Below are 16,354 nucleotides of genomic sequence, written 5' to 3' on the forward strand. Positions count from 1 at the left end.
AGAGACTCCCGCAACACCCCCAGCCACACCCCAAAGCAGGGGAGGAGGAATGTCGTCGGGGAGAAAAGAGAGGAGTGGGGGAGAGCCGTTCGTGAAATCGGATTGTCACACCGTCGTCACCGAAACGTCAAACATTTGCATTTTCCCTGTAATAAGAATCCCCGACCTTTGCCGTCGGAAAAATTATGGGAATCAAATGAAACGCTACACAAAAATCATCATCGCTGCCACACTCTTCATCCTCCTGCCGGCCATGGCTTGGTGCGCCGTCATAAAAGGTACCGTGAGAGACCTCTCCTCGGGAGAGCCGCTTGCCGGTGCCACCGTATCGGTCTCGGGAACGACCATGGCCGCCTTCACCGACGAAAACGGACTTTTCGTCCTCAACAAACTCAAAGCCGGCACCTACACCCTCATCGTCAACTACCTCTCTTACCAGACCCTCACCCTCGCCGACCAACGGGTCGTCGAAAGCACCCCGCTCACCCTCGACATACGGCTCAAAGCCGACGACCAGAACCTCGACGAGGTCGTCGTCGTGGGACAGATGCGCCGCAACACCGAACTGGGCATGATTGCCGCCACCAAGACCAGCCTCGTGATACAGAGCGGCGTGTCGTCGCAACAGATAAAGATAGCCCAGGACAAGGACGCCTCCGAAGCCATACGCCGCGTGCCGGGCATCAGCCTCATCAACGACAAGTTCGTGATGGTGCGCGGCCTCTCCGAACGCTATAACAACGTGTGGATAAACGGTAGCGCCGTGCCCAGCACCGAAGCCGACTCGCGCGCCTTCTCGTTCGACATCATACCCAGCTCGCAGCTCGAAAACATCGCCATCGTCAAATCGCCCGCTCCCGAATATCCGGCCGATTTCAGCGGCGGATTTATCCTGCTCACCACCAAGGACCTCCCCGCCGAGAACAACTTCACCCTCTCGGTAGGCGGCAACATCAACGACGCCACCCACTTCCGCGACTTCCAATACAACAAGGGGAGCCGCACCGACTTCCTCGGCTTCGACAACGGCCTGCGCGCCCTGCCCGGCGGCATCGACGCCACCCTCAACCCCATCGCCGGCAACGGCGTCGACCTGCAAGGCAACGGTTTCAACAACGACTGGCGGGTGCGCACGATGAAGCCCGTGGGCGACCTCAGCCTCAGCGCCGACGTGAGCCGCATACGCCGCCTCGCCGACGGCGGAAAGCTGGGACTCATCGGCGCCCTCAATTACAGCAACAGCTACAAGACCTTCCTCGACATGGAAAACTCGCTCTTCGGCGCCTACGACACCGAGAACGACCGCAGCAATTACCTGCGCCACAGCCAGGACGACCAGTTCAACCACACCGCCCGCATCGGTGCCATGCTCAACCTCACGTTTGTCCCCGCCAAAGACAACAACCGCTTCGAGTTCAAAAACATCTTCAACCAGATAGGCACCGACCGCTATACCTACCGCACCGGCATCAGCGCCCAGAACAACCACGAAGAGAACGCCGAATACTATTACAGCAGCCGCACCACCTACAACGGCCAGTTTACCGGCAAACACACCTTCGAGAGCGACTACTTCGATTGGAGCGCCGGCTATGCCTACGCCAACCGCCTGCTGCCCGACCGCCGCAAATACCTCATCGACGACGCCCTCGAAACCGGCGTGCTCGCCCTCTCGACCGGCAACGACATCACCCGCGAGTTTACCCGCCTCGACGAACACATCGTCTCGGCCAACGCCAACTACCGCCACGACTTCGAGTGGGGCAGCTTCACCCCGGCACTCAAAGCCGGCGTCTACGGCGAATACCGCACCCGCAGCTACCGCACCCGCAGCTTCATCTACAACTGGAATTACAGCCAGAACACCTTGCCCGACGGCTTCCGTTACATGGACCTCCCCAGCGAACTCCTCACCGACGGGAACTACGGCGCCGACAAGCTCTACCTGCTCGAAGAGCTCAAAATGCGCAACAACTACGACGGCAACAACCTGCTGGGAGCCGGATATGTGGGCGTGAACCTGCCGTGGAGAGGCTTCAACCTCTACGCCGGCGTGCGCTTCGAGCACAGCGACATGGAGCTCATACGCAACACCCGCGACTACGAGGTGAGCCCGCAGAGCACCCACTACATCTACGACGACCTCTTCCCCTCGGTCAACGCCACCTACAAGTTCAACGACGAGCACCAGTTGCGCGCCTCCTACGGCAAGTCGGTCAACCGTCCCGAGTTCCGCGAGGTATCGCCCTCGGTCTTCTACGACTTCGACCTGGCCTCGAACGTGCAGGGCAACACCGAGCTGCGCCCCTGTTATGTGCAGAACTTCGACCTGCGCTACGAATGGTACCCCACCAAAGGTGAACAAATCTCGGTAGCCCTCTTCTACAAACACTTCGACGACCCCATTGAGTGGACCTACACCGTGGCCGGCGGTACCGACCTCGTCTACTCCTACCGCAACGCCGACGGCGCATACAGCTACGGCCTCGAAGTAGACCTGCGCAAGAACCTCGCCTTCCTGGGAATGCCCTCGTTCGACTTCGTCTTCAACGGCGCCCTCATCAAGAGCCTCGTGGAGTTTCCCGAAGGCGACCGCGAGAAAGACCGTCCCATGCAGGGACAGTCGCCCTATCTCATCAACACCGGACTCTCTTACCGCCACGAGAAGAGCGGCATCACCGCCGCCCTCTTCTACAACCGCATAGGCAAACGCATCGCCGGCGTGGGCCGCTACCTCGGCAGCTCGGGCAACGAAGAGACCGTGCGCATACCCGACTCCTACGAGATGCCCCGCGACGTCATCGACCTGAGCCTCTCCTGGAAAGCCAAGAAACACTGGGAGATAAAGCTGGGTATCCGCGACCTGCTGGCCGACAAGGTCACCTTCATGCAACTCGACGAGGTGTCGACAAAGACGGGCGAGACCAAGGTCGTCGAAGAGATTACCCGCCAATACCGCCCGGGACGCAACTTCAACCTATCGGTCGGCTACACCTTCTGAAACATTCATAAACAACCATAAACCGGGTTTCTGCACCAAGAGACCCACAAACCAAAAAAGAAAAAACATGAAATCGAAAAAATTTCTCAACTGGGCTTTCATCGCCCTCCTGTGCGGAGCCGTAACCGCATGCAACAACGACGATGACAACAACGGCGTCGACGACGGAAAAGACCAAGGCAGCAGCAGCCTCGTATTCGACGGCAACGTCATCGGCAACGGCGACCAGGAATTTGTCTTCTCGGGCAAAGAGACCCTCGCCCAAGGCACCTACCTGCTCAAAGGCTGGGTCTACATCGCCGACGGCGCCGAACTCACCATCGAGCCGGGTACCATCATCAAAGGCGACAAGCAGACCAAAGCCGCCCTCATCGTAGAGCCCGGCGGAAAACTCTATGCACAGGGCACTGCCGACAAACCCATCGTCTTCACCTCGGAAGAGGCCAAGGGCAACCGTCGTCCCGGCGACTGGGGCGGACTCATCATCTGCGGTAACGCCCGCAACAACCAGGGACAGATGCAAATCGAAGGCGGCCCCCGCACCAAACACGGCGGCAGCAACGATGTCGACAACTCGGGCATCATCAGCTATGTGCGCGTGGAATTTGCCGGCTATCCCTTCGAGCGCGACAAGGAAATCAACGGCGTCACCTTCGGCTCGGTAGGTAACGGCACGCAAGTCGACCATGTGCAGGTATCGTACTGCAACGACGACTCCTACGAGTGGTTCGGCGGTACGGTCAACGCCAAATACCTCGTGGCCTACAAAGGGTGGGACGACGAGTTCGACACCGACAACGGCTTCTCGGGCAAAGTGCAGTTCTGCCTCAGCGTGCGCGACTCCCGCATCGCCGACACCTCGCAATCGAACGGCTTCGAGTCGGACAACTGCGCCGACGGTGCCGCCATCGACCCCTACACCACCGCCACGTTCAGCAACATCACCTTCATAGGGCCCAAGGCCGTCGATGCCAACTTCGAGAACACGACCGACTACATCAACGGCGGTGAAGTATATCCCAACAACGGTTCGGCCCTCGGACGCTTCCAGGCCGCCATGCAGATACGCCGCAACAGCCGCCTCAACTGCTTCAACTCCATCGCCATCGGGTACCCCATCGGCCTCATTCTCGACAACCAGAAGGGCGACACCCAAAGCGCCGCCACCAACGGGTTGCTCAAACTCCAAAACATCTGGTTTGCCGACATGGACGTTACCGGCAGCGACGCCAACAAATCTTACGACGACGTGCTGGTAACCGGCTACGACGGCGACGGGAAACCCATCTACGACAACACCCAAACCTCTTTTTCGAGCCGCTTCTTCCTCGCCCAGTCGGGCAACAAGGTGAGCACGCTCGATGAGATGAACCTCTCCGGCGCCGAAACCTCCGTAGGCACCAACTACCGTCCCGCAGCCGGCAGCCCGCTGCTCTCGGCCGCCTCGTTCACCGACGGCAAACTCGCCTCGATGCAACAGGTAAGCTACATCGGAGCCTTCGACGCCAACGACAACTGGATTGACGGGTGGACCGAATTTGATCCCCAAAACGCCGACTATTGATCAATCGTCCTCAAAATTTTCATACCACTCGCACTCCACACCCCCGGCCGTGACGGCCGGGGGTTTTCTTGTCTTTGTCACAAAAAACAGAGAGCGAAAAATCTTTTGGTTTACCGAGTATCCCTTGCCATTTCCAACAGGGGAAACGAAGATGACATTTGCCTTCACACGAGAGAAGAAAGGGACGGCCGCATCAACAACCCGCCTCCTTTCGGAACGCGAATATGAATTTGTAACAAATCGGTGACATAACGGTTTCCCAAAATTTTCCTTCTTGTTTTTTAAATTATGTAAATTACTGAACAAAAGCTATTTATATATTTATCGGCATTCTGTTACTATTTTCATTTTTAATCCGTATCTTTGTGCATTCAAGACAAAACAACCTCTAAACCTTACTTTGTCATGACTTTGAAATTGACTCCCCGCGACATTTGGAACGAGGTAAAAGACTACACCATCATTACCTTGGGATTGATGTGCTACACGTTCGGGTGGACGGCGTTTCTCGTTTCCAACGAAATCGTAACCGGCGGCGTGACCGGCCTGTCGGCCATCATCTACTTCGGCACCAACATACCCGTGCCCGTATCCTATTTTGTCATCAACGGCATACTGCTCATCGCCGCCATTCGGGTCATCGGGTGGCAATATTGCATACGCTCCATCTTCGGCGTCGTCATGACGACCATTCAACTATCGATTTGGGCCTATTACATCAAAGAGCCCCTCATCGAGGACGAGCCCTTCATGTCGTGCATCATCGGCGGCATCATGCTCGGCGTGGGCATCGGCTTGGCCTTCACCCGCAACGGCAGCACGGGAGGTACCGACATCATTGCCGCCATCATCAACAAGTACAAACCCATCACGCTGGGCCGAAGCATTCTCTATTGCGACCTGCTCATCATCTCCTCGTCCTACATGCTCTTCCACGACCTCGAAAAAATACTCTTCGGTTTCGTGGTACTGGCCGTCTCGACCTACTCGTGCGACCTGCTCATCAACGGTATCAGACAGTCGATACAACTGCTCATCTTCTCTGAGAAATACGAGGAAATCGCCGACCACATCAACCGCGACATCAACCGCGGCGTAACCATTCTCGACGGCATGGGCTGGTACTCGAAACAACCCAAAAAAGTGATTGTCGTCCTGGCCAAACGCACCGAGTCGACCAGCATCTTCCGCCTCGTGAAACAAATCGACAGCCATGCCTTCATCTCCCAATCGAACGTCATCGGCGTCTATGGCGAAGGCTTCGACAAGATAAAAACATAATCGCCCGCACCCCATGCCGTACAATAATAGCGGGCCAAACATCGTTATTATCGTATGAAACAACTTGTATTTGCCACCAACAACGCCCATAAACTCGACGAAGTGCGAAACATCGTGGGCGACACGTTCGACATTCTCAGCCTCGAACAAATCGGTTGCCACGACGACATCGAAGAGACGGCCGACACCTTCGAAGGCAATGCCCTCATCAAAGCCCGCTACATCAAGGAAAAATACGGCTACGACTGCTTTGCCGACGACTCGGGCCTCGAAATAACCGCCCTCGGCGGTGCCCCCGGCGTCTTCTCGGCCCGCTTCTCGGGCGAAGCCCACAACTCCGAAAAAAACATGGACAAGGTGCTCTCCCTCATGCAGGGGGCGAGCGACCGCTCGGCCCGTTTCCGCACCGTGGCCGCCCTTGTCATCGGCAACCGGGAATACACCTTCGAAGGAGAAATCAAAGGGCAGATTCTCGAAGAACGCAGGGGAAAAGGCGGATTCGGCTACGACCCCATCTTCCTGCCCGAAGGCGAAACCCTCACGTTTGCCGAGATGAGTGAAACACAGAAAAACGCCATCAGCCACCGCGCCCGTGCCATGAAGAAACTGGCCGACTTCCTCCTCGCAAACTCATGAAAAAACTCCTGCTCATACTGCTTGCCTGCATCGGATTCCTGTCGGCCGGCGCCATTCAGCCGGTGGGAGAGTGGGAAATCCACGCCTCTTTCCGCACCCCCAAACAGATATGCGAAGGTTCCGAAAAAATATTTTTCCTCGCCGACAACTCCCTGTTTTCCTACGGCAAGGTCGACAGGGAGATGCGAGAACTCTCGCGGCTGAACATTCTCTCCGACAACCGCATCGCCCGCATCGCCTCGCAAGACGAGAACGACATGCTGGTCGTCATCTACGACAACAGCAACATCGACCTCATCGACATGGCCAACGAACGGGCCTACAACCTGCCCTACATCAAGAACGCTTCTCTCACGGCCAAGGGCATCAACGACATCTCTTTCTACGGCGACGAGACCTATCTGGCCACCGACTTCGGCATCGTCGTGCTCAACAACGACAAAAAAGAGATAAAGACCACCTACACCTTCAACGAAAAGATACGCACGGCCGCCCGACGGGGCGATTACCTCTACTGCATACGGGCCGACTACTCGCTCTACCGCTGCCGGGTCGACGGCATACCCTATGACATCAACAGCTGGGAAAAACTCCGAAACTCCTACATCACGCAGATACGGCCCTTCGCCGACGGTCTGTTCCTGCTGCATCAGAACGGCAACCTCTACCACCTCGGCAACGGCGACGAAACCACCACCCTGTTCATGTCCGACAACCGAACCCTGAAAATAGAGACACACGACGAACGTCTGCTCCTGTTTACCAACGACAACGAAGCCTATCTCTACGACAACAACCTGCAACTCACCTCCCATATCCGGTTCGACGACAGCGGACATGCTCCCGCCGACGTAACCGGGAACAACCGCCAGAACCGCTTGTGGATAATCGACAACGAATCGGTGGCCGCCCTGAAATACGACGCATCGGCCGTTCTTGCACAAGAACTCGAAATACCCTGCAACGCCTATCAGAAGGTTTACGACCCCTTCTCGCTCACCATCGACCACGGCCGCGTATATGTGGCCACGGCAGGCGTGGGTTACCTCAATGACGAACAAGACATCGAAGGATACATCTCGATACTCGAAAACGGCACCTGGACAAACATCTTCCCCTCGGAGGTACCCACTTCGAAACACCCCGATTACACATGGGGCAACCTTTACAACGTCACCATCGACCCCGACGATAAAAACACCTTCTATGTGGGTAGCTGGTTCGAGGGGCTCTACCGCTTCAAGAACAACAGTTACGACACCCGTTGGAACGACGAAAACAGCACCATCGGCAACGCCTCGAACTGGGCCTATAAAGCCGGATACACCGCGTTTGACAAAGATAAGAAACTCTACGTCATCACCTTCAACGAAGAGAGCGGTCTCTCGGTCATGCGCCGCGATGAAACCTGGTACCGGCTCGACTATGACGAGTTGAAAAACCAGCGCAACCTGAGCCAGATACTCATTCCCGAGAAATCCTCGGCCAAATGGGTGGTGTGCCCCGCCTACAACTCCTTCGTCTTCGCCTTCAATGACAACGGCACCGAGGAGACCTCCGACGACCAGACCCGCAAATTCACCACCTTCACCGACCAGAACGGCGAAGGTATCGACGGAAACATCTTCTACGACATGGCCGAAGACCGGGAAGGCCAACTGTGGATAGCCACCAACCGCGGCCCCATCATCATCACCCGTCCCGACAACTTCGCCGGCAGCAACTTCACCTGCAACCGCATAAAGATAGCCCGCAACGACGGCACCAACCTCGCCGACTACCTGCTCAACGACGAAACGATACAGACCATCGCCATCGACGGCGCCGACCGCAAATGGTTCGGCACCCGCAACTCGGGCGCCTATCTCGTCTCCAAAGACGGGCAGGAAACCATCTATCATTTCACGGCCGACAACTCACCGCTCCCCTCCGACAACATCTACGACATTGCCGTGCACCCCGAGACGGGAGAGGTGTTCTTTGCCACCGAAGGCGGTCTTGCCTCTTTCCGGGCCGAAGCCACCGAACCGCAAAGCGACTATTCCGACGTCTATGTGTTCCCCAACCCGGTACGACCCGACTACGAAGGCTCCATCACCATCACCGGCTTGCAGGAAAATTCCCTCGTGAAAATCACCGACACGGCCGGAAACCTCATCTATCAAAACTACTCGACCGGCGGACAACTCGTGTGGAACGGGCTCACCCGCAGCGGTGACCGTCTGCGCAGCGGCATCTATCTCGTCTTCGCATCGGTCGACAACGGGGGAGAGGGAATCGTCGCAAAATTTGCCGTCGTGCGGTAAACCTTCCTTGGGTTTTCCCCCCGGTAAAAAGAAAAAATTTCCGGAAAAATCAAAGCCACCCTTCGCGCTTGTACCACGCCACGGCCTCGGCCACACCCCGGTCGAGCCGATAGTCGGGCACAAAACCGAGCTCCTCGCGCGCGGCCGTCGTATCGCACACCCAGTTGCGCTGTTTCATGATGCGGTACTTGTCGCGGTTGAGCGTACTCGACGCACCGACCAGCCCCGCCAGAAAACCCACGGTGTAGCAAACGGCTTTGAGCAGAAACAGGGGAACACGCACCGGCACGACCACCCGCTTGTGCAACTCCCGCGCCACATGACGACGGAATTGCGACGAAGTATAGACATCGCCATCGGAGAGGAAATAGCCCCGTCGCTTCACCCCTTTGTCGACCGCCAGGAAAACCGCCTTCACCAAATCCTTGACATAAATGAACGTGAGCAGCTGACGCCGGTAACCGACCGAGAAGTCAAACCCCGCCTTGATACTCTTCATCATCAGGTAATAATCCCTCTCCCGGGGGCCATATACCCCGGTGGGACGCATAAAGACATACGGGAAATCGGGCAGCGACCGCAAAAACTCCTCGGCATGCAACTTGCTGCGGCCATAGAGCGTGTCGGGGTGGGGCACATCGTCGGGACGTATCGGGGTGTAGTCGCGTTCATCACCGGCGCCCCAGGCTCCCAGGCTGCTCATCAGGATAAACTGGTCGGGAACCGTATCGGTCTCTATCAAAGCCTCGGCAAAATTTTTCACATACCCGTAGTTTATCCTTTCAAAATCGCGGCCGTCCCTGCACTTGGTAACCCCCAGGTTGTGAATGACAATATCCCACCGGCCGAGCTCCGAAACCTGCCGGAGAAGTTCTTTTTTGAGTTCTTCCTTACGGGCGAAAGAAAGATTGACGAAGTGTATGCGCTCGTCACTCAGATAAGCCCGACTGGTCGAAGGGCGCACCCCCGCCCATGTCTCATACCCGCGACGCAAGGACTCTTCGACAAGAAAACCACCGATGAACCCACCGGCACCTGTTATCAAGACACGTTTCTGCATGGCTCCGAATAGAAAAAATCTGCGGTTAAAAGTACGACGATTTATCGATACAGCGTGTCGGAAAAGCGCTTTTTTATAATTTTTCGTTTGATAATAGACACAGTTCGATGATAATTACCATCTTTTAAAAAGATTAATGGCCGACTTTTCCTATATTTGCGCCTGTTATTTTTCACGGCATCTGATATTTCACTATCATTTCATTATGAAACAATACCAATTATTGAACAACATTTGCGGTTGGGTGGTCTTTGTGATTGCCGCCGTGACGTATATCCTCACGCTCGAACCGACGGCGAGCTTCTGGGATTGCGGAGAATTCATCTCGTCGGCCTACAAACTCGAAGTGGGACACCCGCCGGGAAACCCCATTTTCATGCTCACCGGCCGCTTCTTTGCCAATTTTGCATCGGACCCCTCGCAGGTCGCCTACATGATCAACCTCATGTCGGGACTGTTCAGCGCAGCCACCATATTGCTGCTCTTCTGGACCATTACCCACCTCACCCGCAAAATCATCGTGCGGGAAGACAGTGAAATGTCACTGTCCCAAATGATTGTGATTCTCGGTTGCGGCGCCGTGGGCGCACTGGCCTACGCATGGAGCGACACCTTCTGGTTCTCGGCCGTCGAGGGCGAAGTCTATGCCTACTCGTCGTTCTGCACGGCACTGGTATTCTGGCTCATTCTCAAATGGGAAGACATAGCCGACCGTCCGCATTCCGACCGTTACATCATACTCATTGCCTACGTCATAGGTATTTCCATCGCCGTGCACCTGCTCAACCTGCTTACCATTCCTGCACTGGTGCTGGTCTATTACTTCCGCAAGTTTTCCAACCCCACCACAAAAGGAGCCATCATTGCCCTGCTGCTCTCCTTCGCCGGCATCGTGTTCCTGCTCTACGGTCTCGTACCGGGATTCGTAAAAGTGGCCGGTTGGGCCGAACTGTTGTGTGTCAACGTGTTAGGTATGCCCTTCAACTCGGGTGTCATTGTCTACTTCTTCGTCGTCATCGCCTGCATCACCTGGGGCATCTATGAAACCTACAAGCAAGACAACATCAACCGCTTGCGCTTCTCGTTCCTCATCAGTGTGATATTGGTGGGACTGCCCTTCATCAGCAGCAAAATATTCATCGGCATACTCATATCGCTGGCGTTGGCCTTCTTCCTCTTCTACAAGAAAGAGTTGCCCATACGCCTGCTCAACATGATACTGGTGTCGGTGCTGGTCATCTTCATCGGATACTCCTCCTATGCCATCATCGTCATACGTTCGTCGGCCAACACCCCCATGGACCAAAACTCTCCCGAAGATGTTTTTGCCTTGGGCAGCTACCTCAACCGCGAACAATACGGCGACCGCCCGCTCTTCTACGGACAGACCTTCGTGGCCGACGTGGAACGGAAAGACGGTGTTCCCCTCTATGAAGAAGGGGCACCGATATGGGCCCGCGTCATCAAGACATCGGAAGATGAACCCGACCGCTATGAAATCATCGACCACAAACGCAACTACATCTACACCCCCGAACTCTGCATGTTCTTCCCCCGCATGTATAGCCCCGACAGCCGCCACATCGGCGCCTACAAGGAGTGGTCGAACTTCAAGGGGAAAAACGTGCGGGTTAACGGTCGCGTGACACGCAAGCCGACCTTCGTCGAGAACATGCGTTTCTTCATCGACTACCAAGTCAACTTCATGTATTGGCGTTACTTCATGTGGAACTTTGCCGGTCGTCAGAACGACATTCAAGGCAATGGCGATGCCGCATACGGAAACTGGATTACCGGTTTCAACTTCATCGACAAGTTCCTGGTGGGTGACCAGACGCTTCTCCCTACCGACCTGAAAGAAAACAAAGGCCGCAACGTATTCTTCATGATGCCCCTGCTGCTGGGCCTGCTGGGCCTCTTCTTCCAACTCTATTCCGGCAAAAAAGGCATCGAAAGCTTCTGGGTGGTCTTCTTCCTCTTCTTCATGACGGGACTGGCCATTGTCATCTACCTCAACCAGACTCCTTACCAGCCGCGCGAACGTGACTACGCCTATGCCGGTTCGTTCTACGCGTTTGCCATCTGGATAGGACTCGGCGTAGCCGCCATCTACAAACTGTTAGCGAAGAAAATCAACCCCACCGTCGCAGCTTCCTTAGCCACCGTCGTGTCGCTCATCGTGCCGTTGCAAATGGTAAGCCAGACGTGGGACGACCACGACCGTTCGGGACGCTACACCTGCCGTGACTTCGGCAAGAACTACATCACCTCGGTCGACGAGAACGGTATCATCTTCACCAACGGCGACAACGATACCTTCCCCTTGTGGTATGCCCAGGAAACCGAAGGTTATCGCACCGACGTGCGCGTGTGCAACCTCTCTTACCTGCAAACCGACTGGTATGTGTCGCAAATGAAGTCGCAAGCGTATGAGTCAGAACCGCTCCCCATCTCGATGAAGGAGAGCCAATATGGCAACAAGAAACGCGAATATGCCTACATTCTCGACCGTGTCGACTATCCCGTATCGGTAAAAGCAGCCATGGAATATTTCCTCTCCGACTCGGAAAGAACCAAAAACATTCCCGGATATGGAAACATCAACCACCTGCCCACCGGTGAGCTCTATATCGACATCGACAAGGAGAAAATAGCCAAGTCGGGTATCGTGCCCAAAGGTTACGAAGACAAAATCGTCGACCGCATGGACCTCTCGTTCAGCAACAAAAATTCTCTCATGCTCAACGAGCTGGCCATCATCGACATGCTCAGCACCAATGCCGAGCAAGGCTGGAAACGACCCATCTATTTTGCCTCGACCGTCGACCCGTCGCTCTTCTCCGAAACCGACAAATACTTCATGCGCACCGGTATGGCCTACAAGATTGTTCCCGTGGATCTCCCCTCGAACCAAGGCCGCTACCAGGTCGACAGCGAAGAGATGTATGACAACGTCATGAACAAGTTCGTATGGGGTGGCATCGACACCAATCCCGACATCTACCTCGACGAAACCATTCGACGCATGTGCTACTCCTACCGCATCATGTTCATCGACCTCATCGACCAACTCATGCAAGAGGGCAAAGAAGAGAAAGCCTTGAAAGCTCTCGACTATTGCATGGAGAAAATACCCGACAGTGCCGTACCTCACAATTACTTGTCGTTGCAATTGGCCATGGACTACTATTACCTGGGTCAAAACGAAAAAGGCAAAGCCCTGCTCACGAAAATCGGAGACAGCGCCCTGGAATACATTACATGGATAAACTCCCTCAGCGAGAACAAGAGACGCTCGGTACAACGCGACTATATCTACAACGAGAGAGCTCTGGTCGAACAGGTTATCCCCATGTTCTATCGTTTCGGTGATGAAGAGAGCGGTAAAAGATACCTCGAAAAAGCCTCCATTGCCGGTGCAAACATCAACCGATACCTGAAAATGAATGCCAACAGCTGATTCTTGAATCATACTCCCTTCTCAAAAAACTCTCTGCCGCAAAGCAGAGAGTTTTTTTATTTTTTTACTTATGACAAGAAGCCATGCAGCATTATCGACAAAAACAACATCTACCTTATAACACAAACCGAGACACGCTGTAACTATGTTCATAGAACGCCCTCCGCTTTTCTATCGCATGATGTTTCCCGAAACGATATGGAGACTTCCCTGCAAAGAAAAGACCATATATCTCACCTTCGACGACGGACCGGTACCTGAAATCACACCTTGGGTACTCAATCTGCTCGACTACTACCAAGTGAAAGCCACTTTCTTCTGTGTAGGCGAAAACGTGGCCCGCAATACCGAACTCTATGCCGAGATTCTCAAACGCGGACACCACACGGGCAATCACACGATGAATCACATTCAGGGCATGAAATACTCCATCAAGGATTATGTGCGCAATGTCGATGCCGCCAACGAACTGATTCAAAGTGCGCTGTTCCGCCCGCCACACGGGCACATGTGTTTCGGCCAGGCTCACGAACTGAGGCAGAAATACAAAATCATCATGTGGGACGTGGTCACCCGCGATTACAGCAAAAAACTGAGCGGCGAACAGGTGTTCAACAACGTGAAGAAATATACCCGCAACGGTTCCATCATCGTCTTCCACGACTCGTTGAAAGGACAGAAAAATCTGCGCTATGCCCTGCCCAAATCCATCGAATGGATAAAAGAACAAGGATACAAGTTTGCACTTCTTTGATTTTTACTATATTTGTAACCTATATATAGAAAGTAAATTTTCAAACATATTTTTTCTGACCAAGAAATGATTTTTTTAAAGTAAAGTACACTAAACCTTAATTATATTTCTTTGCTCAATCATAAAAAAAGCAGTGATAATGTGTTATCACTGCTTTTCTGTTATCACGATAGACAATAAATTCTTTTACAAACCCAATTGTGCCGATATGTCGAGCATGCGCTGTATGGGACGTATGGCACGCTCGGCAACGTTCTTGTCTACGACAATTTCGGGGGTCTCGTCGCGCAGGCAGTCTCTCAGTTTTTCGAGCGTGTTCAGGCGCATGTAGTTGCATTCGTTGCAGGCACAGGTGCTGTCTTCGGGAGGAGCGGGAATGAACTCCTTGTCGGGACACTGTTTCTGCATCTCATGCAGGATACCCGACTCGGTAGCCACGATAAAGCGTTTCTTGTCCGATTTCACGGCATGTTTCAGCAGAGCGGCCGTAGAGCCCACCTTGTCGGCCAATTTCAGCAATACGGCCTTGCATTCGGGGTGAGCCAGCACATCGGCATCGGGATACTGCTTTTTCAGTTCCAGAATTTTGGCCACCGAAAATTGCTCGTGCACATGGCAGGCACCGTTCCACAACAACATCTCACGACCCGTGATGCCGTTGATGTAGTTGCCCAAGTTACGGTCGGGGCCAAAAATGATTTTCTCATCTTTCGGGAAACTCTCCACAATCTGACGGGCGTTGGTCGATGTCACCACCACATCGGTATAAGCTTTCACGGCAGCTGATGTGTTTACATAGGAGATGACCGTGTAACCGGGGTGAGCTTCGACAAAACGGGCGAACTCATCGACCGGACAACTGTCGGCCAACGAACAGCCGGCCTCCATGTCGGGAACCAGTACCTTCTTGTCGGGACACAATATCTTGGCCGTCTCGCCCATGAAGTGCACACCGCACATCACAATCACATCGGCATCGGTCTTGGCCGCCCATTGGGCCAACGCCAGGCTGTCGCCTACATAATCGGCCACGTCTTGTATTTCGTTGCACTGGTAATAGTGGGCAAGAATCACGGCGTTTTTCTCTTTACGCAGACGGTCGATTTCTTCAATCAAAGATTGTTGGTTCGACATCGATGGAGTAGGGTGACAAACATTCATCATATTATAATTTAATTTTTTCTTTAAAGAAGATTTTATGCTGATGATATTATCCTGTTGATAATGCTCGTAACTTTTTTTCTAATTATTTGCTTTTTCGGTTATGAAATGCCGTTATGCAGTTATAAAGAAGTTACAAACGCTATTTTTCTCTTATATAGAGCCAATTATGGATTTATTCCACATCGGTTTACAACGGGCAAAGTTATGAATTTTCTTTCATATACATGGTATATGGCGTTTTATTTGTACCCTCATATTTCTGAGAAAAAAAGGGAGTTTATTTTTTGGAGATTTCATCTGACGATTGGTATAACACAGTTTTCGGATTGCGTGCGTTTTTTCTATCTTTTTTTTGAAGTTTTTTATGCACAGTTTTTCAACACTTATCGACAAGTTATTTCGTCTTCCTTTATATACTTAAAAATGAAAAATGATTTCTTGTGTGAAATAAACATGTTAATTGTCTTGATTATAATATGTTATGAGGTAAATGAGTTTTTGTTGTTGATAAAGAACCGTGGTTTTGGGACAGGAGTGAAGAGAGTAAGTGGGAGATATTTCGTATCTTTGGAAAAGATAGAAAAATATAGAAGATGAAAAAGAAGAGTATTCTCGACATGCAACGCATTACGGTCGAAGAATTTAAGGCTGCCGACAAGATACCTTTGGTTGTGGTGCTCGATAACGTGCGCAGTCTCAATAATGTAGGTTCGGTTTTTCGCACGAGCGATGCGTTCAGGGTATCGGCCATTTACCTGTGCGGCATAACCTCCACACCGCCGCACCCCGAGATACACAAGACGGCTTTGGGTGCCGAAGAGAGTGTCGAATGGCATTATGCCGCCGATGCTGTGACCCTTGTCGATGAACTTCACGCGCAAGGATATTATGTCTATGCCGTGGAGCAGGTCGAGGGAAGCGTGTCACTCGAAAAACTCTCGCTTTCGTCCGATAAGAAATATGCCGTTGTCTTGGGTAATGAGGTGAAAGGGGTGCAACAAGGTGTTGTTGACAAGTGCGACGCCTGCCTCGAAATACCGCAGTACGGAACCAAACACTCCCTCAATGTTTCGGTTACGGCCGGACTGGTGATATGGGACTTTTTCAAACAACTCTTTTCTTGATAAT

Annotated in this window: 10 protein-coding genes; 8 read left to right on the plus strand and 2 right to left on the minus strand. The window is 53.3% G+C overall.

The annotated features are described in order from the left end of the window. Nucleotides 1-196 precede the first annotated feature (196 nt). The 5 genes from IAD09_04475 (at nucleotide 197) to IAD09_04495 (ending at nucleotide 8,788) form a co-directional block, all read left to right on the plus strand. Nucleotides 197-3,001 carry a TonB-dependent receptor gene (locus tag IAD09_04475; GenBank protein HIT81478.1) on the plus strand — a complete coding sequence of 935 codons (2,805 nt, stop codon included), beginning with the start codon at nucleotides 197-199 and terminating at the stop codon, nucleotides 2,999-3,001. 67 nt (nucleotides 3,002-3,068) lie between these two features. Further along, on the plus strand, nucleotides 3,069-4,565 hold the full coding sequence (locus IAD09_04480) for a hypothetical protein (GenBank protein ID HIT81479.1): 1,497 nt from the start codon (nucleotides 3,069-3,071) through the stop codon (nucleotides 4,563-4,565). 405 nt (nucleotides 4,566-4,970) lie between these two features. After that, a complete protein-coding gene (locus IAD09_04485) occupies nucleotides 4,971-5,846 on the plus strand; it encodes a YitT family protein (GenBank protein ID HIT81480.1) in 876 nt (291 codons plus the stop codon). 54 nt (nucleotides 5,847-5,900) lie between these two features. Further along, nucleotides 5,901-6,482: a non-canonical purine NTP diphosphatase gene (locus tag IAD09_04490; GenBank protein HIT81481.1), complete on the plus strand. Its 582-nt coding sequence runs from the start codon at nucleotides 5,901-5,903 to the stop codon at nucleotides 6,480-6,482. After that, complete coding sequence (locus tag IAD09_04495; protein ID HIT81482.1) at nucleotides 6,479-8,788, plus strand: hypothetical protein; 2,310 nt, start codon at nucleotides 6,479-6,481, stop codon at nucleotides 8,786-8,788. Before IAD09_04490 ends, IAD09_04495 begins: the two co-directional genes overlap by 4 nt. Before the next feature lie 49 nt (nucleotides 8,789-8,837). Here the strand turns inward: IAD09_04495 and IAD09_04500 are convergent, their stop codons facing one another. Beyond that, nucleotides 8,838-9,848: an NAD(P)-dependent oxidoreductase gene (locus tag IAD09_04500; GenBank protein HIT81483.1), complete on the minus strand. Its 1,011-nt coding sequence runs from the start codon at nucleotides 9,846-9,848 to the stop codon at nucleotides 8,838-8,840. 205 nt (nucleotides 9,849-10,053) lie between these two features. Between IAD09_04500 and IAD09_04505 the strand changes: the two genes are divergently transcribed. Together IAD09_04505 and IAD09_04510 are read left to right on the plus strand one after the other, a co-directional pair. After that, on the plus strand, nucleotides 10,054-13,308 hold the full coding sequence (locus IAD09_04505) for a DUF2723 domain-containing protein (GenBank protein ID HIT81484.1): 3,255 nt from the start codon (nucleotides 10,054-10,056) through the stop codon (nucleotides 13,306-13,308). A 145-nt stretch (nucleotides 13,309-13,453) separates the two neighbouring features. Next, on the plus strand, nucleotides 13,454-14,062 hold the full coding sequence (locus IAD09_04510) for a polysaccharide deacetylase family protein (GenBank protein HIT81485.1): 609 nt from the start codon (nucleotides 13,454-13,456) through the stop codon (nucleotides 14,060-14,062). 186 nt (nucleotides 14,063-14,248) lie between these two features. Here IAD09_04510 and nadA read toward each other — a convergent pair whose 3' ends face one another. Further along, nucleotides 14,249-15,226: a quinolinate synthase NadA gene (gene nadA / locus IAD09_04515; GenBank protein ID HIT81486.1), complete on the minus strand. Its 978-nt coding sequence runs from the start codon at nucleotides 15,224-15,226 to the stop codon at nucleotides 14,249-14,251. A gap of 593 nt (nucleotides 15,227-15,819) precedes the next feature. Between nadA and IAD09_04520 the strand changes: the two genes are divergently transcribed. Beyond that, complete coding sequence (locus IAD09_04520) at nucleotides 15,820-16,350, plus strand: RNA methyltransferase (GenBank protein HIT81487.1); 531 nt, start codon at nucleotides 15,820-15,822, stop codon at nucleotides 16,348-16,350. Nucleotides 16,351-16,354 lie beyond the last annotated feature (4 nt).

Origin of the sequence: Candidatus Caccoplasma merdavium, assembly GCA_018715595.1 — a bacterium.
Taxonomy (GTDB): Bacteria; Bacteroidota; Bacteroidia; order Bacteroidales; family UBA11471; genus Caccoplasma; species Caccoplasma merdavium.

Excerpts from the sequence above, each read along its gene's own strand:
- IAD09_04475 (HIT81478.1), top strand. The coding sequence starts at position 197 with ATGAAACGCTACACAAAAATCATCATCGCTGCCACACTCTTCATCCTC.
- IAD09_04480 (HIT81479.1), top strand. The coding sequence starts at position 3,069 with ATGAAATCGAAAAAATTTCTCAACTGGGCTTTCATCGCCCTCCTGTGC.
- IAD09_04485 (HIT81480.1), top strand. The coding sequence starts at position 4,971 with ATGACTTTGAAATTGACTCCCCGCGACATTTGGAACGAGGTAAAAGAC.
- IAD09_04490 (HIT81481.1), top strand. The coding sequence starts at position 5,901 with ATGAAACAACTTGTATTTGCCACCAACAACGCCCATAAACTCGACGAA.
- IAD09_04495 (HIT81482.1), top strand. The coding sequence starts at position 6,479 with ATGAAAAAACTCCTGCTCATACTGCTTGCCTGCATCGGATTCCTGTCG.
- IAD09_04500 (HIT81483.1), bottom strand. The coding sequence starts at position 9,848 with ATGCAGAAACGTGTCTTGATAACAGGTGCCGGTGGGTTCATCGGTGGT.
- IAD09_04505 (HIT81484.1), top strand. The coding sequence starts at position 10,054 with ATGAAACAATACCAATTATTGAACAACATTTGCGGTTGGGTGGTCTTT.
- IAD09_04510 (HIT81485.1), top strand. The coding sequence starts at position 13,454 with ATGTTCATAGAACGCCCTCCGCTTTTCTATCGCATGATGTTTCCCGAA.
- nadA (HIT81486.1), bottom strand. The coding sequence starts at position 15,226 with ATGATGAATGTTTGTCACCCTACTCCATCGATGTCGAACCAACAATCT.
- IAD09_04520 (HIT81487.1), top strand. The coding sequence starts at position 15,820 with ATGAAAAAGAAGAGTATTCTCGACATGCAACGCATTACGGTCGAAGAA.